The organism is Enterobacter sp. ECC-175 (assembly GCF_043968675.1).
Lineage (GTDB): Bacteria > Pseudomonadota > Gammaproteobacteria > Enterobacterales > Enterobacteriaceae > Enterobacter.
Genome location: NZ_CP143776.1, coordinates 3817349 through 3837464 on the forward strand (window position 1 = coordinate 3817349; position 20116 = coordinate 3837464).

The window sequence follows — 20116 nt, forward strand, 5'->3', positions numbered from 1 at the left end:
ACCCGTTTTTTTAAGCGTACATTAGCGCCGTCTGGCAACAGGAAAGTACAGAATTCTGGGCTGAGGTTAGCAATATGGCGGGCGTGCTTTATTCCCGACCTGGCGTAATTTCAACCCTCTCTACTCAGGTGGACTTAGTCAGTTAATGCGTACCGTAAGCTACGCGGAGTGATGAAACGTGAAATATTTCTTTATGGGCATTTCGGTCATCGTATTGGTTTGGGCCGGCACCTTTGCCCTGATGATCTAGCCGAGCAAATCGATAAAACAACAGGAGCCAATGGCTCCTGTTTGTTTGTCGGCTATGCCTCAGGCTGTTGCTCGGCAGCGCTTCGGGAGGCAAGCAGCCCGTCCGCTCTGAACATGCTCTTAATCCCCCTTACCGCCTGGCGAATGCGATCGCTGTTTTCAATCAGCGCAAAGCGCACGTGCGTGTCGCCGTAATCGCCAAAGCCAATACCCGGAGAGACGCAAACCTTCGCGTCCTGCAGCAGCTTTTTGGCAAACTCCAGCGACCCCATTGCGGCATACGGTTCAGGGATCTTGGCCCAAACGTACATTGAGGCTTTCGGCATCTCTACCATCCAGCCCGCCTCATGAAGCCCTTTCACCAGCACGTCGCGACGGCGCTTATACTGTGCGGCAATGTCATGAACGCACTGCTGATCGCCTTCCAGCGCGGCGATAGCGGCCACCTGGAGCGGCGTAAAAGTGCCGTAATCGTGGTAGCTTTTGATACGCGCCAGCGCATTGACCAGGGTTTTATTTCCCACCATAAAACCAATGCGCCATCCGGCCATGTTGTAGCTTTTCGACAGCGTGAAAAACTCAACCGCGACGTCGCGCGCGCCGGGCACCTGCATGATGGACGGGGCTTTCCAGCCGTCATACACAATGTCCGCGTACGCCAAATCATGCACCACCAGCACATCGTAGCGCTTAGCCAGGGCTACCACTTTCTCGAAGAAATCGAGCTCAACGCACTGGGCCGTCGGGTTTGACGGGAAGCCGAGGATCATCATTTTCGGTTTCGGGTAGCTTTCGCGGATGGCACGCTCCAGCTCGTTGAAGAAGTCCACCCCTTCCACCAGCGGCACGGAGCGCACCTGCGCGCCCGCAATCACCGCGCCGTAGATATGAATGGGGTAGCTTGGGTTGGGCACCAGAACCGTGTCGCCGTGATCGAGGGTCGCCAGCATCAGGTGCGCCAGCCCCTCTTTCGAGCCTATGGTCACGATGGCTTCGCTTTCTGGATCGATATCGACCTGGTAACGGTCCTGATACCAGCGGGAGATAGCACGGCGCAAACGGGGAATGCCGCGAGACGTTGAGTAGCCATGCGTATCCGGACGCTGGGCAATCGTACAGAGTTTTTCAACGATGTGCGGCGGCGTGGGGCCGTCAGGGTTACCCATGCTGAAATCAATAATGTCTTCGCCGCGCCGGCGCGCAGCCATTTTCAGCTCAGCAGTGATATTAAAAACATAAGGGGGAAGACGATCGATACGCGTAAAACGGCGTTCAGGACTGAACTCAGCCATAGATTCCTCAGATTAACGTTAGCGCCCGGACCGTCCGAGCGACGCTGCCACCTATGCGGCATGTTTAGAAAGTAACCTGAATAAAAACCTGCTGTCGAGTGGTCCCGTTAAAAAAATTTATCGCATCAAAAAGAGGAAGTCACCTGACGTTAAAAAGGGTACGCTGTTCACGCATGCGCACTATGATATCACATTTATTAACACACTGATATCTTTATACTTACCTACAATCACTCAACAGATAAAACCTGGGGAAAAATCAGCATCACGCCTTCAATCCCCTTTGTAAATTATGGTTTTTCCTCATTTGATAAACCTGCTCGATAGCTGGTCATCCTGCGCCAGGTTTTTTATTATAGATTTTTCCCGCTTTGCCAGGTTCACTCGTGCACGAAATTTTCAATATGCTTCTCGCCGTGTTTGACCGCGCGGCGCTCATGCTGATCTGCCTTTTCTTCCTTATCCGCATCCGCCTGTTTCGCGAGCTTCTGCATAAATCGGCCCATTCACCGAAGGAGCTGCTGGCCGTTACGGCGATCTTCTCGATGTTTGCCCTGTTCAGCACCTGGTCCGGCGTGCCGGTTGAGGGTTCGCTGGTGAATGTGCGAATTATTGCCGTGATGTCCGGCGGGATTTTATTTGGTCCGTGGGTTGGCATTATCACGGGGGTTATTGCCGGTACGCACCGCTATCTGATTGATATCGGCGGCGTGACCGCGGTTCCGTGCTTTATCACCAGCATTATTGCCGGGGTATTGTCCGGCTGGATTAGCCGCAAAATACCGAAAAAGCAGCACTGGCGGGCGGGGATTGCGGCGGGCATGCTTTGCGAAACGTTGACCATGATCCTGGTGGTGATCTGGGCCCCGACCACCGCGCTGGGCCTCGATATTGTGTCTAAAATCGGCATACCGATGATCCTGGGCAGCGTCTGCATCGGCTTTATCGTGCTGCTGGTGCAAAGCGTTGAGGGTGAAAAAGAGGCCAGCGCGGCGCGGCAGGCAAAGCTGGCGCTCGACATTGCCAATAAAACGCTGCCGCTGTTCCGCCACGTGAATGCCGAATCGCTGCGCCAGGTGTGCGATATCATTCGCCGCGACATTCACGCCGATGCCGTTGCCATTACCAACATTGACCACGTGCTGGCCTACGTTGGCGTTGGGGAACATAACTATCGCGACAACGATGACACCATCAGCCCGACGACTCGCCAGGCGATTAACTACGGAAAAATCATCATTAAAAACAATGATGAAGCGCACAGAACGCCAGAGATCCACTCCATGCTGGTGATCCCGCTATGGGAGAAAGGCGTGGTGACGGGCACGCTGAAGATTTACTACTGCCACGCCCACCAGATCACCTCCTCGCTGCAGGAGATGGCTATCGGGCTTTCGCAGATTATCTCCACCCAGCTTGAGGTGTCGCGCGCGGAGCAGCTGCGCGAGATGGCAAATAAGGCAGAGATGCGCGCGCTGCAAAGCAAAATAAATCCCCATTTCCTGTTCAACGCGCTGAACGCCATTTCCTCGTCCATTCGCCTGAATCCGGACACCGCCCGCCAGCTGATTTTCAATCTCTCACGCTACCTGCGCTACAACATTGAGCTGAAGGACGACGAGCAGATCGACATCAAAAAAGAGCTCTACCAGATTAAGGATTACATCGCGATTGAGCAGGCCCGCTTTGGCGACAAGCTCACCGTTATTTACGATATCGATGAAGAGGTTAACTGCGTGATCCCGAGCCTTCTCATCCAGCCGCTGGTCGAAAACGCGATTGTCCACGGCATTCAGCCGTGCAAAGGCAAAGGCGTGGTCACCATTAGCGTCACCGAAAGCGGCAACCGCGTGCGCATCTCCGTGCGCGACACGGGGCACGGTATCGATCCAAAAGTGGTTGAACGGGTAGAATCAAACGAAATGCCGGGCAACAAAATTGGCCTGCTCAACGTGCATCACCGCGTTAAGCTGTTGTACGGCGACGGGCTGCATATTCGCCGCCTTGAGCCCGGCACCGAGATCGCCTTTTACGTTCCGAACGAACGCGCATCCGCGCTTGCGCCAACATCCCTGCTGCCTTAGGCCGGAGTAATCTATGAAAGTCATCATCGTGGAAGATGAAATTCTGGCTCAACAAGAGCTGAGCTGGCTTATCAAAACGCACAGCCAGATGGAGATTGTGGGCACGTTTGACGACGGGCTGGACGTGCTGAAGTTTCTCCAGCACAACCGGGTCGACGCCATTTTTCTGGATATTAACATCCCGTCCCTGGACGGCGTCCTGCTGGCGCAAAACATTAATCAGTTCGCCCATAAGCCGTTCATCGTTTTCGTCACCGCCTGGAAAGAGCATGCGGTTAAAGCGTTCGAGCTGGAGGCCTTTGACTACATTCTGAAGCCCTACCAGGAGTCGCGCATCATCAGCATGCTGAAAAAGCTGGAGGCGGCCTGGCAGCAGCAGACGACGCCGGTGAGCGCCAGCCCGACGGCGCGGGAGAACGACACCATTAATCTGGTCAAAGACGAGCGGATCATCGTCACGCCCATTGACGACATTTACTACGCCGAAGCACACGAGAAAATGACGTTTGTCTATACGCGACGCGAATCGTACGTGATGGCGATGAACATTACCGAATTTTGCAGCAAGCTTCCCGCCGCGCACTTCTTCCGCTGCCACCGTTCGTTTTGCGTGAATTTGAACAAAATCCGCGAAATCGAACCCTGGTTTAACAACACCTACATTTTGCGCCTGAAGGATCTGGATTTTCAGGTGCCGGTAAGCCGCAGCAGGGTGAAAGAGTTCCGCCAGCTCATGCACCTGTAAGCAGCGCCCCTCCCCGACCGGAGAGGGGATATAACCTTAGAGTATTTGCCCCAGCACCTGGCGCAGATGCGCGCCAGCGCCGAGCAGCCCCGGGTTATCGTGCACGATCAGGTAAACGGGAATGTCCTGCACGTAGCTTCTGAAGCGCCCTTTATCTTCAAACCCGCCGCGGAACCCGGACGCTTTAAAGAACTCGAGGAAGCGCGGCACGATTCCGCCCGCAATATACACGCCGCCGAAGGTGCCCAGGTTCAGCGCCAGGTTGCCACCGAAGCGCCCCATGATGACGCAGAATAGCGACAGCGCGCGACGGCAGTCGGTGCAGCTGTCCGCCAGCGCGCGCTCGGTCACGTCTTTTGGCTTGAGGTTTTCCGGCAGACGACCGTCTGATTTCACAATCGCGCGGTAGAGGTTCACCAGCCCTGGACCAGACAGCACGCGCTCGGCGGAAACGTGGCCAATTTCGGCGCGCAGCTCCTCAAGGATAATGCCTTCTTCCTCGCTGTTTGGCGCGAAATCAACGTGACCGCCCTCGCCCGGCAGGCTGACCCAGCGCTTATCGACATGCACCAGATGCGCAACGCCAAGGCCCGTTCCCGCGCCGTAAACGGCAATCGGCTTGCCTTCAACCGGCGCGGTGCCGCCAAACTGCGTCAGATGCTCAGATTTGAGCATCGGGATCGCCATCGATACCGCGGTGAAGTCGTTGATAATTTCCAGATGGGAAAAGCCGAGGTTTTTCTTCATTTCAGCAATGGAGAATGCCCAGGTATGGTTGGTCATTGCCACCCAGTCGCCGGTAATCGGGCAAGCAATGGCGATACACCCGTCTTCAACGTCCAGCTTGTGCTCATCAAGATAGACGCGTACGACGGCCTCAAGGCTTGGGTAATCCAGCCCGGAATAGGTTTTCGCCTGGGAAATTTCGCCGGTCTCCACATCGCACAGGGCAAGACGCGCGTTTGTGCCGCCGACATCACCTACTAAAGCATACTTTGTCATTCTTCTACTGCTCCGCTAAAGTCAGAATAATTCTTTGGGACACTGTAAGTTCAAGGCGTGATAACAACAACGACCGGAAGGTGAATGCCCCAGGATTATCGATCTTCGTCACAGAATAACTTTACCGTTTCAGCACCTTTTGCACCATTTCCCTTAGGCTGAATATGCAAAGTACCGTCACGCGATTTTGTACAAGGAAATCATCATGCTCCATCCGCGAGCCAGAAACATGCTGCTGCTGGCCCCGCCCGCGCTGATTATCGGCGTGGCCTCCAGCCTGATTTTAATTATCGTGATGAAAGTGGCCGCCGTTCTGCAGTCGGTGCTGTGGAATACCCTTCCCATGCAGCTGGGCGTCTCGTTAGATTCTCCGGCGTGGACCATTCTGATGCTGACGCTGACCGGTCTCGCGGTTGGGCTCGTCATTCGATTCAGCCCAGGACACGCCGGTCCAGACCCGGCCCAGGAGCCGCTTATCGGCGAGGCCGTTGCGCCGTCCGCGCTGCCGGGCCTGCTGATTGCATTAATCGTTGGCCTGGCCGGCGGCGTCAGCCTGGGGCCGGAACACCCGATCATGGCCGTTAATATCGCGCTGGCGGTCTATCTGGGCGGGCGGGCGTTTCCGCGCGTGGGGGCGCTGGACTGGACGATTCTGGCCTCTGCGGGCACCATTGGCGCGCTGTTCGGCACGCCGGTTGCAGCAGCGCTGATCTTCTCGCAAACCCTCGGCAGCAATAACGATATTCCACTGTGGGATCGCCTGTTTGCCCCGCTGATGGCCGCGGCCGCGGGGGCATTAACCACCAGCCTTTTCTTTCATCCTCACTTTTCGCTGCCCATCTCGCATTACGGACAAATGCAGATTGCGGATATTTTTAGCGGGGCAATCGTGGCGGCAATCGCTATCGCGCTGGGCATGGTTGCCGTGTGGTGCCTGCCGCGCCTGCATCGCCTGATGCATAAGCTCAAGCATCCGGTGCTCATGCTGGGCGTGGGCGGGTTCATGTTAGGCATTCTTGGCGCCATCGGCGGGCATATCACCCTGTTTAAGGGGCTCGATGAAATGCAGCAGATGGCCTTCAGCCAGGTCTTCACGGTTTCCGACTATATGCTGTTTGCGCTGATTAAGCTGGCCGCCGTGGTGGTCGCCGCGGCCTGCGGCTTTCGGGGCGGACGTATCTTCCCGGCAGTGTTTATCGGCGTGGCGCTGGGGCTGATGCTGCACGAGCACGTGGAGGCCGTCCCTGCGGCAATTACCGTTTCCTGCTCTATTCTGGGGCTGGTTCTGGTGGTGACGCGCGACGCGTGGCTGAGCCTGTTTATGGCTGCGGCAGTGGTGCCTGATACCACGCTGATCCCGCTGCTTTGCATCGTGATGTTGCCCGCCTGGCTCCTGCTGGCGGGCAAACCGATGATGATGGTTTCAGGGAAGGATAAGTAATCAGGCGTTATTGCGCGCTTCCAGCGCTTTGGTTATCGCCCCGAGCAGCGGCGGAATATCGGCTTTTGGCAGCATCACCTCGATCAGCGACAGCCGCTCGTGGTGCGCCACCTTTTCCAGCACCTCCGCCAGCTGCTCTGCCTCACTGACGCGCCAGCACTCGGCCTGCGGATCCAGGCTGAGCGCCTGCGGGATCTGCGTCCAGTTCCACAGCGCTATATCGTTATAACGCTGCTCCGCTCCGTGTATCGCGCGCTCAACCGTATACCCTTCGTTATTCAGCACCAGAATGATCGGGCGCTGTTTATCGCGCAGCATCGAGCCGAGCTCCTGAATAGTGAGCTGCGCCGCGCCGTCGCCCGTAAGCACGATCGTGCGGCGCTCCGGGCACGCCGTTTGCGCACCATAGGCCGCCGCCAGCGTGTAGCCAATCGATCCCCATAGCGGCTGCACGATAAAGTTCACGTCCGCTGGCAGGCGAAGATCGATAGCCCCAAAAGCCGAGGTACCCTGATCCGCAAGGATGATGTCGCCGGGACGAATAAACGTCTGCAGCGTGCTCCAGAAGCTTTCCTGGGTCAGCGCACCGTCCTGCGGCGTCCAGGAAATGCCGTCGCGCGATGAGGGCATAAAGGCGTCGTGAACATGTTGCTTGCACAGCTCCGCCAGCGTCTCAATGGCCTGGTACATCGGAATACCGGTAAACCAGACCTCCCCTACCCGTGCGGCATGGGGCTGCACTTCGATAGTTTGAGAAAGGCTCAGCTGATGGGTAAACCCGGCGGTTAGGGTATCGGTAAAGCGCGTTCCGATGCAGAGCACCGTATCAGCGCCTTCGATGGCCTCCCTGGCGGCGTCAACGCTGGCTGAACCGCTGTAGGTGCCGTAAAAACCCGGCTGGCGTTCGTTAAAAATGCCCTTGCCCATCAGCATGGTGGCGTGCGCCATCGGCGTCTCTTTCACCCACTTTTGCAGCGCGTGCTTAAGGCCGTGGCGAAGCACGAGGAAATCGGCCAGCAGCGCCGTGCGCGTGCCCGCAGCAAGCCGGGCCTGCGCGGCGTCGCGAAATGCCTGCAGGCACGCATTGTCAGCATGAGGGGGTTTGGCGGAGAGCGACGCGACGGGCGGCGTCGCGGGCTTTTTGGCAACGTCCGCGGGCAGCATCAGATAGCCGGGGCGTCGCTCACGCAGCATCGTCGTGAGCACCCGATCGATTTCAAAGCAGGCGTTTTGCTCGGTCAGCACCGCCTGCGCCGCGGTAATGGGTTCACTCATATGGTAGAAATGGCGAAACTCCCCGTCGCCCAAGGTGTGGTGCAGTAACTCACCCCGCTGCTGCGCCGCCATGCCCGGCGCGCCAACGATGTGTAACACCGGCACATGCTCGGCGTAGCTTCCGGCAATACCGTTCATGGCGCTGAGCTCCCCCACGCCGAAGGTGGTGAGCAGGGCTGCAAAGCCTTTGCATCGGGCATAGCCATCGGCGGCGTAGGAGGCGTTAAGCTCGTTTGCACAGCCAACCCAGCAGATATCTGGGCTGTCGATAACGTGGTCGAGAAACTGCAGGTTGTAGTCGCCCGGCACGCCAAACAGATGATCGGCACCACAATCTCTGAGACGGTCCAGCAGGTAATCGGCGACGCAATAGGGGGTACGCATAACAGGTGTCCTTCTGACGTTGACCTCACCTTGAGTATTAGAGAAGCCCGAAAGGTGTCCAGAAAGAGTCAGCAGATGAGCATGGAAAGAATCATTTACAAAAAATTCACCATTTCATTACATGAGTGTAAGCGTATACACTTACTTTTCTTATCAGCGCCTGGGGGTATGAGAATGGGCTATCAGCCGGAAAAAAATCGTTATCAGACAATGCAGTATCGCCGCTGCGGGCAGAGCGGACTGAAGTTACCCGCCCTCTCTCTCGGTCTTTGGCACAATTTCGGCGATACCACGCTGGTCGAAAACAGCCGCCAGCTTTTACACCGCGCCTTCGATCTGGGCATCACACACTTTGATCTGGCTAACAATTATGGGCCTCCTCCGGGCTCGGCAGAACGTCATTTTGGCCGGATTTTGCAGGAAGATTTTTTGCCCTGGCGCGACGAGCTGATTATTTCGACCAAAGCGGGCTACACCATGTGGGAGGGTCCTTACGGAGACTGGGGCTCGCGCAAGTATCTGATCGCAAGCCTCGACCAGAGCCTGAAGCGCATGGGCCTGGAATATGTTGATATCTTCTACCATCACCGTCCGGACCCGGAAACGCCGCTGCAGGAAACGATGAAGGCGCTGGACCACGTCGTGCGCCAGGGCAAAGCGCTTTATGTCGGCTTGTCCAACTATCCCGCTGAACGGGCCAGGCAGGCTATCGATATTCTTAACGACCTCGGCACGCCATGCGTTATCCACCAGCCCAAATACTCTATGTTCGAACGCGCTCCGGAAAATGGGCTGCTGGATCTCCTGCACGAAAAAGGAGTGGGCTGTATACCCTTCTCGCCGCTGGCGGGCGGCCAGTTGACCAACCGCTACCTTAACGGTATTCCCGCCGACTCGCGCGCGGCGAGCGGCAGCAAGTTCCTGAATCCCGACCAGCTGACCGACGAAAAGCTTGAGAAAGTTCGCCGTCTAAACGCCTTGGCCGAACGCCGCGGGCAGAAGCTCTCGCAGATGGCGCTGGCGTGGATCTTACGCCATGATTCGGTGACGTCCGTGCTGATCGGTGCCAGTAAGGTTTCGCAAATCGACGATGCGGTAGGCATGCTTGAAAATCGCCACTTCACGCCCGACGAGCTGGCCTCCATCGACCACATTCTGCATAGCACAAATTAGCGCCATCTTTAGCAAAAAGTGCTCTCCACCATGAATTCGGAGTTAAGGCGATGAAACGTGGCTTTACCACCTCGTAATATTGCGTTAACAGGCCGGACAACGGCCCCGATCGTGAAGGAGAAGAGTATGTTCAGGTCACTGATTCTTGCAGCGGTATTACTGGCTGCGGCCCCGCTGGTCGCCAATGCGGGCGAAATCACCCTGTTGCCCTCGGTTAAACTTAGCATCGGCGATCGCGACGACTATGGCAGATACTGGGACGGCGGCTACTGGCGCGACCGCGACTACTGGCATCGCCATTATCAGTGGCGCGGCGATCGCTGGTGGAAACATGATAATGGCCGTCACCGCGGGTGGGATAACCGCAAAGCGTACGAGCGCGGCTATCGCGAAGGCTGGAACGACCGCGACGACCGCCGCGGCGGCTGGGGACGCGGAAAAGGTCATGGCCACGGCCATCACCACTAATAGCGAAAAGGAGCCTTCCGGCTCCTTTTTTCAATTACAGCCCCAGCGCGGTACCGACCAGGAGCCACAGATTCAGCGCCACCACGATAAGGACGATGACCCATCCGGTACGCTTCACCAGCGTGGAATTGACCAGCTCGCCCATCAGCGATTTGTCGCTGGTGAAAATCAGCAGCGGCACCAGCGCAAGCGCAATACCAAAACTCAGCAGCACCTGGCTCATCACCAGAATGCGCGTGGGATCGAGCCCCATCAAAATCACGATGAAGGACGGCAGCATCGTCACGGCCCGGCGCACCCACAGCGGAATGTGGAAGCGCACAAACCCCTGCATCACCACCTGCCCTGCCAGCGTCCCGACAACCGTCGCAGAGAGGCCAGCAGCCACCAGGCTCAGGCCAAAAATCGTCGCGGCGGCATGGCTCAGCAACGGTTCCAGAGTCAGATAGGCCTGATCGAGATCGGCAACCCCGGTATGCCCATTAAAGTGGAAAGCGGCCGCCGCGGTGGCCATCATCGCCAGGTTAACAAAGCCGGCGATGGTCATGGCGATCGCCACATCCCATTTCGTTGCTGAATAGCGCTCTTTTCGCGTCCCGCCGTGAAGATCCTGCGTTAAGGAAGAGTGCAGGTAGATAACGTGCGGCATGATGGTTGCTCCCAGCACGCCCGCGGCGAGAAACACCGCTTCGGACGTTGGCAGGCTCGGAATGACCATCCCTTTACCCAGTTGAACCATATTCGGCTGGGAGAAAACCAGCTCAACAATATAGGCAGCAGCGACAAACAGCAGCAGCCCGCCGATGACTTTTTCCAGCGGTTTTTGCCCGCGGCGCTGAAGCATCAGGATCAGGAACGTGGCAATCCCGGTAAGGACCGCCCCCTGCAGCAAGGAGACGCCGAGGATCAGCTTGAAGCCGATTGCCGCACCGATAAATTCCGCCAGGTCGGTCGCCATGGCAATAATTTCGGCCTGCACCCAGTACAGCCACACCGCCGGACGCGGATAATGATCGCGGATCTGCTCCGCCAGGTTTTTACCGGTCGCGATACCGAGCTTGGCAGACAGCATTTGGATCAGCATTGCCATCAGGTTAGCCCAGACCACCACCCACAGCAGCTGATAGCCGAAGCTGGCCCCGGCCTGAATGTTGGTCGCAAAATTACCCGGATCGATATAGCCAATCGCGGCAATGAAAGCGGGACCCATTAATGCGAACCGCAGCTTCCGGGCGGCTCTGCCGCTGCTACCCTCTACGCGACTGTTTGTCATGTCTGCCTCTGGAAATATAGCCTTTGCTATGTTTCATGCTATCAAAATGAGAATGATTATCAAGTTCATTTAAGCGGTTAAAAATGATTTCTCTGATAGCCAGGAACAATAGAAGGGCAGGTGGAGCAACATCACAGAATGTGAAAATGCGCAGTTATTTGTGAAGGGTAGCACACAAACTTAACTTTTCACTCATTTACCTAACATAACAAAAATGTATTGTTGATCACTATTTTTGAGACTCGTCACAGGACGTAACTATAGTGTGGTCTTGATCTCGTTTTCTTTGCGCTTGTTACATAGAATGTGCACGGAAATTAAACCTGCCTCATATTTGGAGCAAATATGGACCGCGTCCTTCACTTTGTCCTGGCACTTGTTGTCGTTACTGCGCTTGCGCTGCTGGTCAGTCATGACCGGAAAAAAATCCGCATTCGCTATGTTATTCAGCTTCTGGTTATCGAAGTTTTACTCGCGTGGTTCTTCCTGAACTCCAACGTGGGCCTCGGCTTCGTTAAAGGCTTCTCCGAAATGTTCGAAAAACTGCTCGGATTTGCCAACGAAGGAACCAATTTCGTCTTCGGTAATATGAACGATCAGGGTCTGGCGTTCTTCTTCCTGAAGGTTCTGTGCCCTATCGTCTTTATCTCTGCGCTGATCGGTATTCTCCAGCACATCCGTATTTTGCCGATTGTTATTCGCGCCATTGGTACCGTACTTTCCAAAGTAAACGGCATGGGCAAGCTGGAATCTTTTAACGCCGTCAGCTCCCTGATTCTGGGCCAGTCTGAAAACTTCATCGCGTATAAAGATATCCTCGGCAAAATGTCCCGCAACCGCATGTACACCATGGCGGCCACGGCAATGTCTACCGTATCGATGTCTATCGTGGGCGCGTACATGACCATGCTGGACCCAAAATACGTGGTTGCCGCGCTGGTACTGAACATGTTCAGCACCTTTATCGTTCTGTCTATTATCAACCCGTACCGCGTAGATGAAGGCGAAGAGAACCTGCAGATGGCGAATCTGCATGAAGGTCAAAGCTTCTTCGAAATGCTGGGTGAATATATTCTGGCAGGCTTTAAGGTGGCGATTATCGTTGCCGCCATGCTGATCGGGTTTATCGCACTGATTTCCGCTCTGAACGCCCTGTTCGCCGCGGTGCTGGGTATCTCCTTCCAGGGTATCCTGGGCTACATCTTCTACCCAGTTGCATGGGTGATGGGTGTCCCGGCCAGCGAAGCGCTGCAGGTGGGCAGTATCATGGCGACCAAACTGGTCTCTAACGAATTTGTTGCGATGATGGATCTGCAGAAGATTGCCAGCACGCTCTCCCCGCGCGCGGAAGGCATCCTGTCCGTGTTCCTGGTCTCCTTCGCGAACTTCTCCTCCATCGGCATTATTGCCGGTGCGATCAAAGGGCTGAACGAAGAACAGGGTAACGTTGTTTCTCGCTTCGGCCTGAAGCTGGTTTACGGTTCAACGCTGGTTAGCGTGCTGTCTGCTTCTATCGCAGCGCTGGTTCTGTAATTCGGATCGCATAATTGAAAACCGGGAGCAGTGGCTCCCGGTTTTTTTATGCATGCAGTTCAGCAAGCGGTGAGGGTTTACCTATCAGATAGCCCTGAAGATAGTCCACGCCAAAACGCAGCAGCATCTCGCGCTGCTCCTCCGTTTCCACGTACTCCGCAACCACGCACAGCGACTTTGTTTTTGCCAGATTACAAATGGACTGCACAATCATTGCATCCATGCTGTCGGTGCAAATATCCTTCACGAAACAGCCGTCAATCTTGATGATGTCAGCATGCAGGCGCTTAAGCCGCTCATAGTTGGCATAACCGGTGCCAAAATCATCAATGGCGATGCGGAATCCGTAGTCCCGGAGCTGCTGAATGTTGTTGATGCTCGTTCCAGAGTTAGAAAATGCCTGCTCTTCGGTGATCTCAATGACCACTGTGCCCGGTGCTACGCCATATCGCTCAAAGAGCTGAATAATTTCGGTTGCCGTGTCTTTCAGCATCAGCGTAAACGGCATCAGGTTGACGGAAAAACGGGTGTCAGCATGGGGCTGCGGATGATCGCGAAGCCATTCCAGCAGCTTTTCGACCACGCTTAAATCGAACCGATGGCTGAGGTTAAACTGGGCGATCAGAGGAATAAAGCGGTCGGGCGTGATAATTTCTCCATCGCTTTCAAGGCGGGCCAAAATTTCATAATAGCCCTTCCCTTCCGCGTTACGGATAGGCTGCGCGTAAAGCCGTAATCCCCCCTCATCCAGCGACCGCTTTACGCGGCTCAGCATCAGAACCCGATCGGTGGTTTGGCCTGACACCGTCTCGAGACTGTTTGTTAACCCCAGCGCGTTATGGGTAGTACAGGCTTGTTCAGACAGCCAGCTCAGCTGTCCCAGCGTGTGGTGAAGGTTTTCACCGTTTTCAACCTCTCCCCACGCTGCGCCAAACTCAATATCCAGCGGCGCTTTGTTCCATACGATCTTACGACTGTTTAAATAGTCAACCATATGCTGTAACCGCTCTGCGGTCTCAGGGCCCAACAGCACCACGACGAGCTCGCTACCGGGAAGCTGAAAAAGCTTTTCATCTTTTTGCAGGAAAGGCTGCAGCGAGGTGGTGATCATTCGCTTGCAGTGAACGCGCATGAGAATGCCGTAATGGCGGCTCAGAAACTCCAGGTTATCCATGCGCAAACAGCACACTTTGGCCGTGGGATGCTCCAGCAGGAAATCCTCCAGCGCGCGAATGTTGGGAAGCCCCGTCAGCGGGTCGGTAAGCGCCCTTTCCTGCCATCCTTGCTTCATCCACTCACTGCGGCGATAGATCTTCGACATATAAAGCAGACAGATAGCGAAGGAGATAAGCACTGACAGGATGAATGCGAGGGTATAACCCGACTCCACGCCGCTGAGGAAATTGTTGTTATAGGTTAACAGTAAAAACGCCGATGCTGCCCACAGAAGGGAGATGAGCGCATAGCTCATACGACTGATCCCAAGCGTGAACAGGATGAAGATGAGCGGCATTAAATAACCGGCAATAATCGTTGACCTGAAGGGAACGCATAAAATCGCCACCAGGATGACCAGAAGCATGAGCCATCCTAATATAAAAAAGGGTTTCTTGTTGAAAATGAAAGGCTTCAGGCTCCGCAGCCAAAAGGTTCTGGCATAGCGGGGATTCACAATCATTCTTAGTGGGTAATAGAATATCATCGTGAAAATCAGTGCAGCACAGATTAGACTTTGAATATCTACTACATTATATATAGCCGTACCTTCACCAAAGAATGTCGAAAGCGAAACAGGGAAATCGAATAAATAGCCGGCAAGATACATTGAAAGCTTGATGCCGAACGGCACCATGAAACCCAGCCAGAAAATACGGATGCCAATGTAATTATTAGGCACGCTGTGCCGCCAGCGCCTGCCAATCAGCACGCGGGCAACGCCACACATCGCGAAGACCGCGAAAGTCTGGCACATGAGCATGACGACATGCTGTAAAAGAGTTAACTGGAAATAATAAACATTAGTAATAATGAAACTTAGCAAAACAGGAATAATTGCCCGGCGGCCAAACAATAACATCATGGCCAGCATCACGCTCAAGGGCAACCATGCAAGATAGACCTCATTACCATTTACGATTGCGCGCGGTGAAATATAACGTGAAAAAGGAACCGCAAACATGCATAACAGCAGGGCAATTATAAATACTTTTACATTATTACCATATTTTCTTTTCATTAAGATTAATAATCTATTAACTCATTTAAATCATTGAAGTCACGGATAATAAGTTCATTATTTGCGCGAAGCAAGTTGAAGTCCAGAAAGAGATCGTTTTATTGATTTGAGTTTATGAAGAGTATAGAAAAAAAACGGTTCAATAACAAAAAGTGTTGAAGGATGTAACAGCGACATAAAAAAACCCCCGTCTTTCGACGAGGGTTTAAATTTTGGTGGAGCTAAGCGGGATCGAACCGCTGACCTCCTGCATGCCATGCAGGCGCTCTCCCAGCTGAGCTATAGCCCCACATGTTACTTTACACACCGCACTCTGTTGGGTTCAGAGTTTGGTGGAGCTAAGCGGGATCGAACCGCTGACCTCCTGCATGCCATGCAGGCGCTCTCCCAGCTGAGCTATAGCCCCGTCGTAAAGCTGTCATGTTGACGGGCGGCATAATATGAATTCCGCCGCTGAGTGTCAACGGCAAAATCAACGCCAGCCGCTCAACCGCCGAAAATTCATGCAAATGAATCACTTTGCGAGGGTGCTCGCAGTCAGGAGTTAAGCCTGTCACGTTTTCATGTAAAACGGTGCTATAAAATGAACCACTAATTAACCACACGAAGACTCAGGAAATGGCATGATCAAGGAACGAATGACACCAGAAGAGTTAGCCCTGCTCACTGGCTATAGCCGCCAAACCATCAATAAATGGGTCCGAAAAGAGGGTTGGATCACGTCGCCCAAGCCAGGCGTTCAGGGGGGTAAAGCGCGCCTGGTGCATGTGAATGCAAAGGTAAGAGAATTTATCTGCAGCGCACGCAGGGCGACAGAATCTCCAGATATGCCTGAAGGTGCTTATCAAGACGGCACGCTTCATACTTTGCTTCTGACGCTGGCCAATGAAATGACGCCGGATGAGCAAAAGCAAATGACATCTCTGCTGCTGCGGGAAGGGATAACCGGATTGTTACAACGCTTAGACATACGCGACCAGAACTGATATGAACAGATTACGCAGCAAAATGACCACAGAAGAGCTGGCGGAAAGTTTAGGTGTAACTAAGCAAACCGTTAACCGCTGGATACGCCAGCAGAAATGGAAAACCGAAAAGATTAATGGCGTAAAAGGCGGGCGCGCACGTTGGATTCATCTTGATGCGCGGGTAAAGAAACACATCATGAGCCTTCCCGCCGTACGTAATCGCCAGGCGGTTTACCAGCTGGCAGAAACGCCGTCTTTATACGGAGAGCAGGCGTCCCCTTCCCTGCTTACGCAAATTATTGATGCGCTGGAAATCATGACGCCTGCAGAACAGGAGCGCCTCCATGTCCTGCTGGCCCGCGAGGGCATTCGGGGCTTTCTTTCGCGTCTCGGCATCGCTGAATTAGACGCATAAAAAAACGGCAGGTTTTTCCCCTGCCGTTTTGCCATCTCAAGCTTGATTACTGCTGGCTTTCACGCTGGGCAATAAAATCCAGTGCCTTATTGATACGCGCCACGCTGCGGGATTTACCGATTGCATGAACGGTAACATCCAGCGCTGGAGACTGACCTGCACCGGTAACGGCAACGCGCAGCGGCATGCCCACTTTACCCATGCCAACCTCCAGATCATCTGCGGTAGCCTGAATAGCGTGATGCACATTTTCTGCGGTCCACTCCGTCAGAGCAGCCAGCTTGTCGCGAACCACTTCCAGCGGCTGACGCGCTACCGGACGCAGATGTTTTTTCGCCGCATCGGCATCGAACTCTTCAAACTCCTCATAGAAGTAGCGGCAGCTATCGGCAATCTCTTTCAACGTTTTGCAACGCTCGCCGAGCAGTTTCACCAGATCCGCCAGTTCAGGACCGGTGCGCGTATCAATGTTTGCCTGCTCAATGTGCCACTGCAGATAGGTTGCCACGTATTCTGGCGGCATGGTGTTGATGTAATGGTGGTTCAGCCACTGCAGTTTTTCGGTGTTAAACGCACTGGCTGATTTGCTTACAGAGCTCAGAGAGAACAGCGCGATCATCTCTTCCCGGCTGAAGATTTCCTGATCTCCATGAGCCCAGCCCAGACGTACCAGGTAGTTCAGCAGCGCTTCAGGCAGATAGCCATCGTCGCGGTACTGCATCACGCTCACCGCGCCGTGGCGCTTAGACAGCTTTTTGCCGTCATCGCCGTTGATCATGGAAACGTGCGCGTAAACAGGCACTGGCGCATTCAGCGCTTTCAGGATGTTAATTTGACGCGGCGTGTTATTGATATGGTCTTCGCCACGCACAACGTGGGTGATTTCCATATCCCAGTCATCCACGACAACGCAGAAGTTATAGGTCGGGGAACCGTCGGTACGGCGGATGATCAGGTCATCCAGCTCCTGGTTGCTGAATTCGATCGGGCCGCGGATCTGGTCATCAAAGATAACGGAGCCGTCCTGCGGGTTAGCAAAACGCACAACGCAAGGCTCGTCCGCCGCGTGTTCGCTGTGATCGTGTCGGCAGCGGCCGTCATAGCGCGGCTTTTCACCGTTTGCCATCTGCTCTTCACGCAGCGCATCCAGACGCTCTTTCGAGCAGTAGCATTTATAGGCCGTACCCGCTACCAGCATATCGTCGATGACGGCGTTGTAGCGGTCAAAACGTTTGGTCTGGAAGTACGGGCCTTCATCCCACTCCAGATTCAGCCAGTTCATACCATCCATGATGGCTTCGATTGCTTCCGGCGTGGAGCGCTCAAGATCGGTATCTTCGATGCGCAGCACGAACTCACCTTTGTTATGACGAGCAAAAAGCCAGGAATAGAGAGCAGTACGTGCTCCACCAACGTGCAGATAGCCTGTCGGGCTGGGCGCGAAGCGAGTTTTGATTTTCATGAAATGGCCTTACGTTATACAGATGCCGCTCACCGGCAAATCCGGGGGAAAAAACAATGGGCAATATTCTATCACCGTGCGGCGATTCCTCAATGTTGTTCCCTTTATCAGGAAAGAGTTTACTAAATTTGTTTAGAAATCATGCGCGACAGCCCATTCCGCGATCGTTTTGTTTAATTTTACGACGAACGAATAAAAACTTTAGAAAATGCGTTGACTCATTTTCAACTCTCCCTATAATGCGACTCCACACAGCGGGGGTGATTAGCTCAGTTGGTAGAGCATCTCCTTTACACGGAGGGGGTCGGCGGTTCGAGCCCGTCATCACCCACCATCTACTTCGGTAGGCTCGCAGTGTAGATAAGAATTGAGATTGGGCGATTAGCTCAGTTGGTAGAGCATCTCCTTTACACGGAGGGGGTCGGCGGTTCGAGCCCGTCATCGCCCACCATTCTCACCTTATCAAAAGCAGTTCCGAAATGGGCGATTAGCTCAGTTGGTAGAGCATCTCCTTTACACGGAGGGGGTCGGCAGTTCGAGCCCGTCATCGCCCACCATTTCGGGTCGTTAGCTCAGTTGGTAGAGCAGTTGACTTTTAATCAATTGGTCGCAGGTTCGAATCCTGCACGACCCACCAATGTAAAAAAGCGCCCTAAAGGCGCTTTTTTGCTATCTGCAATAATATTAGTGATTCGAACTTCTCCCCCACACTCCTTTTCATTACTCAAGCTAATTCCCGATCTGCCGATACCTCTGTTTTACGGCAAAAGGAAATCGCATGACTACCATTCAGGCTTCAACCACCCAAATTCAAACCGGCGGCAGTGGCGCCAGCAGCGGCAACGATATCCCGTCGCAGATTAGCCGCATCATGGCGAAAATCACAAAGCTCACGCAGCAGCTAAAAGAGCTGGTGAATAGCCCCATCAGCGTTGATGAAAAGAAAAAACAGCAGGAGTTAATCCAGACGCAGCTCAAAGTGCTGCAGGCACAGCTGGCGCAGCTTCAGCGCCAGCAGGCCGAGGAAGCGCAGAAAAAGCAGGATCAGAAGCAGGGTAAAATTGAGGGCGTGAATATGCCCTCTGACGATCGTCAGGTTGACGTCTATATCTAACGATCAAACGCATTAAACAACGGGTCGCGTATGCGGGCTTCGGTAAGCCTCTGAGCCTGGATACGCACCACGTCCCAGATTGCCTGCGCCGCGCCCGATAGCGAACGGTTTTTACGTCGCACCAGCATCAGCTTTCTCTCAATAGCGGGAGTAAAACGCTTCACCGTCAGGTGACTTCCCTGCGGCAGCGGTAACGCCAGCGCCGGCAATACGCTGATACCAATACCCGCCTCCACCATCGGAAAGAGGGTCGCCGGATGGCCAATCTCCTGCACAATCTGGGCGCTGATATTCTGCGCGGCAAGCGCGGCGTCAATCAGCGGACGGCTGCCCGACGCATAGTCCTGCAGCACAAGATTCATTCCCTGCAGCGCCTGCCACGGTACCTCCGCAAGCGCCGCCAGCGGGTCGTCCTCACGACATAGCAGCAAAAACGGCTCTGAAAGCACGATCTCGCTCGCCAGATCGCTGACCGGTCCCGGATCGATAACAATACCGAAATCCACATCGCCCTGGCGAATACTCTCCAGCACCCACTGCTGTGGGCGATCGTGCAGAACGAAATCGATTTCCGGGTAGCAGCGATTGCTTTCAGCGATGCACTGCGGAATGAGATGCGCAGAAATCGTCTGGCTGGCCGCCACGCGCACGGTGCCAGCAAGCTGTTGCCCCAGGCGCCCCACGTCCCGCAGGGTGATATGTAGTTCATCAAGCAGTCTTTCAAGCCGCGCAGCCAGCTGCTGGCCCGCCTCGGTGAGCACCACTTCGCGCGTGGTGCGGTCAAGGAGCCTCACGCCCGTCTGGTTTTCCAGCTCTTTAACGCTGTGGCTGACGGCCGACTGGCTCAGACCGATCATCTCCCCTGCCCGGCTAAAGCTGCGGGCATGGGCGACGGTGACAAAAATTCGAAGCTGGCGTAGCGAGTAATTCATCTGTTTAATTCATGAATGAATGCAATAAATCAATTTTATTTCTCAAACGTAAGAAAGCACAATAGCGATA

The 20116-nt window shown here is 54.5% G+C and carries 17 protein-coding genes and 6 tRNA genes; 14 read left to right on the forward strand and 9 right to left on the reverse strand.

Features of this window, described 5'->3' with window-relative positions:
* Nucleotides 1–178 precede the first annotated feature (178 nt).
* The gene (gene ypdK, locus V1599_RS18140; protein WP_099458937.1) at nucleotides 179–250 is read left to right on the forward strand and encodes a membrane protein YpdK; all 72 of its coding nucleotides are present in this window, start codon (nucleotides 179–181) and stop codon (nucleotides 248–250) included.
* Nucleotides 251–302: 52 nt separating this feature from the next.
* Here the strand turns inward: ypdK and alaC are convergent, their stop codons facing one another.
* Nucleotides 303–1541, reverse strand: a complete 1239-nt coding sequence (gene alaC / locus V1599_RS18145) for an alanine transaminase (protein ID WP_395300578.1) — start codon at nucleotides 1539–1541, stop codon at nucleotides 303–305.
* A 386-nt stretch (nucleotides 1542–1927) separates the two neighbouring features.
* Between alaC and V1599_RS18150 the strand changes: the two genes are divergently transcribed.
* Both V1599_RS18150 and V1599_RS18155 read left to right on the forward strand, forming a co-directional pair.
* On the forward strand, nucleotides 1928–3625 hold the full coding sequence (locus V1599_RS18150; RefSeq protein WP_395300579.1) for a LytS/YhcK type 5TM receptor domain-containing protein: 1698 nt from the start codon (nucleotides 1928–1930) through the stop codon (nucleotides 3623–3625).
* Between the two features lie 13 nt (nucleotides 3626–3638).
* Complete coding sequence (locus V1599_RS18155) at nucleotides 3639–4370, forward strand: LytR/AlgR family response regulator transcription factor (RefSeq protein WP_395300580.1); 732 nt, start codon at nucleotides 3639–3641, stop codon at nucleotides 4368–4370.
* A 36-nt stretch (nucleotides 4371–4406) separates the two neighbouring features.
* Here the strand turns inward: V1599_RS18155 and glk are convergent, their stop codons facing one another.
* The gene (gene glk / locus V1599_RS18160) at nucleotides 4407–5372 is read right to left on the reverse strand and encodes a glucokinase (protein WP_395300581.1); all 966 of its coding nucleotides are present in this window, start codon (nucleotides 5370–5372) and stop codon (nucleotides 4407–4409) included.
* 205 nt (nucleotides 5373–5577) lie between these two features.
* Here glk and V1599_RS18165 point away from each other — a divergent pair, with 205 nt between their 5' ends.
* The gene (locus V1599_RS18165) at nucleotides 5578–6813 is read left to right on the forward strand and encodes an ion channel protein (protein WP_395300582.1); all 1236 of its coding nucleotides are present in this window, start codon (nucleotides 5578–5580) and stop codon (nucleotides 6811–6813) included.
* Here the strand turns inward: V1599_RS18165 and ipdC are convergent, their stop codons facing one another.
* Nucleotides 6814–8472, reverse strand: coding sequence for an indolepyruvate decarboxylase (gene ipdC / locus V1599_RS18170; RefSeq protein WP_395300583.1), 1659 nt, complete (start codon nucleotides 8470–8472; stop codon nucleotides 6814–6816).
* A 174-nt stretch (nucleotides 8473–8646) separates the two neighbouring features.
* On the opposite strand from ipdC, the gene mgrA reads away from it, so the two are divergent.
* Both mgrA and V1599_RS18180 read left to right on the forward strand, forming a co-directional pair.
* Entirely contained in the window at nucleotides 8647–9645 is a 999-nt protein-coding gene (gene mgrA / locus V1599_RS18175) for an L-glyceraldehyde 3-phosphate reductase (protein ID WP_395300584.1), read from the forward strand.
* Nucleotides 9646–9771: 126 nt separating this feature from the next.
* The gene (locus V1599_RS18180; RefSeq protein WP_112010303.1) at nucleotides 9772–10113 is read left to right on the forward strand and encodes a DUF2502 domain-containing protein; all 342 of its coding nucleotides are present in this window, start codon (nucleotides 9772–9774) and stop codon (nucleotides 10111–10113) included.
* Between the two features lie 34 nt (nucleotides 10114–10147).
* On the opposite strand, the gene V1599_RS18185 is transcribed toward V1599_RS18180, so the two are convergent.
* The gene (locus V1599_RS18185) at nucleotides 10148–11386 is read right to left on the reverse strand and encodes an Nramp family divalent metal transporter (RefSeq protein WP_395300585.1); all 1239 of its coding nucleotides are present in this window, start codon (nucleotides 11384–11386) and stop codon (nucleotides 10148–10150) included.
* Between the two features lie 345 nt (nucleotides 11387–11731).
* Here V1599_RS18185 and V1599_RS18190 point away from each other — a divergent pair, with 345 nt between their 5' ends.
* Nucleotides 11732–12919: a NupC/NupG family nucleoside CNT transporter gene (locus V1599_RS18190; protein ID WP_112010301.1), complete on the forward strand. Its 1188-nt coding sequence runs from the start codon at nucleotides 11732–11734 to the stop codon at nucleotides 12917–12919.
* A 46-nt stretch (nucleotides 12920–12965) separates the two neighbouring features.
* Here V1599_RS18190 and V1599_RS18195 read toward each other — a convergent pair whose 3' ends face one another.
* The 3 genes from V1599_RS18195 to V1599_RS18205 all read right to left on the reverse strand — a co-directional run bounded on the left by V1599_RS18195 (nucleotide 12966) and on the right by V1599_RS18205 (nucleotide 15561).
* Entirely contained in the window at nucleotides 12966–15155 is a 2190-nt protein-coding gene (locus V1599_RS18195; RefSeq protein ID WP_395300586.1) for an EAL domain-containing protein, read from the reverse strand.
* A gap of 213 nt (nucleotides 15156–15368) precedes the next feature.
* Nucleotides 15369–15444 (reverse strand) — tRNA-Ala (locus V1599_RS18200).
* A gap of 41 nt (nucleotides 15445–15485) precedes the next feature.
* Nucleotides 15486–15561, reverse strand: a tRNA-Ala gene (locus tag V1599_RS18205).
* Nucleotides 15562–15778: 217 nt separating this feature from the next.
* Here V1599_RS18205 and V1599_RS18210 point away from each other — a divergent pair.
* Both V1599_RS18210 and V1599_RS18215 read left to right on the forward strand, forming a co-directional pair.
* Complete coding sequence (locus V1599_RS18210; RefSeq protein WP_112010299.1) at nucleotides 15779–16141, forward strand: YfeC-like transcriptional regulator; 363 nt, start codon at nucleotides 15779–15781, stop codon at nucleotides 16139–16141.
* 1 nt (nucleotide 16142) lies between these two features.
* A complete protein-coding gene (locus tag V1599_RS18215; protein ID WP_395300587.1) occupies nucleotides 16143–16538 on the forward strand; it encodes a YfeC-like transcriptional regulator in 396 nt (131 codons plus the stop codon).
* Nucleotides 16539–16584: 46 nt separating this feature from the next.
* On the opposite strand, the gene gltX is transcribed toward V1599_RS18215, so the two are convergent.
* Complete coding sequence (gene gltX / locus V1599_RS18220; RefSeq protein ID WP_395300588.1) at nucleotides 16585–18000, reverse strand: glutamate--tRNA ligase; 1416 nt, start codon at nucleotides 17998–18000, stop codon at nucleotides 16585–16587.
* A gap of 258 nt (nucleotides 18001–18258) precedes the next feature.
* Here gltX and V1599_RS18225 point away from each other — a divergent pair.
* The 5 genes from V1599_RS18225 to V1599_RS18245 all read left to right on the forward strand — a co-directional run bounded on the left by V1599_RS18225 (nucleotide 18259) and on the right by V1599_RS18245 (nucleotide 19114).
* Nucleotides 18259–18334 (forward strand) — tRNA-Val (locus V1599_RS18225).
* A gap of 41 nt (nucleotides 18335–18375) precedes the next feature.
* Nucleotides 18376–18451, forward strand: a tRNA-Val gene (locus V1599_RS18230).
* A 30-nt stretch (nucleotides 18452–18481) separates the two neighbouring features.
* Nucleotides 18482–18557: transfer RNA gene (locus V1599_RS18235), tRNA-Val, on the forward strand.
* A gap of 4 nt (nucleotides 18558–18561) precedes the next feature.
* Nucleotides 18562–18637, forward strand: a tRNA-Lys gene (locus V1599_RS18240).
* Nucleotides 18638–18778: 141 nt separating this feature from the next.
* Complete coding sequence (locus V1599_RS18245) at nucleotides 18779–19114, forward strand: FlxA-like family protein (protein WP_112010296.1); 336 nt, start codon at nucleotides 18779–18781, stop codon at nucleotides 19112–19114.
* On the opposite strand, the gene V1599_RS18250 is transcribed toward V1599_RS18245, so the two are convergent.
* Nucleotides 19111–20046, reverse strand: coding sequence for a LysR family transcriptional regulator (locus tag V1599_RS18250; RefSeq protein ID WP_297122284.1), 936 nt, complete (start codon nucleotides 20044–20046; stop codon nucleotides 19111–19113). The two genes, V1599_RS18245 and V1599_RS18250, sit on opposite strands and share 4 nt — an antisense overlap.
* Between the last annotated feature and the right edge of the window lie 70 nt (nucleotides 20047–20116).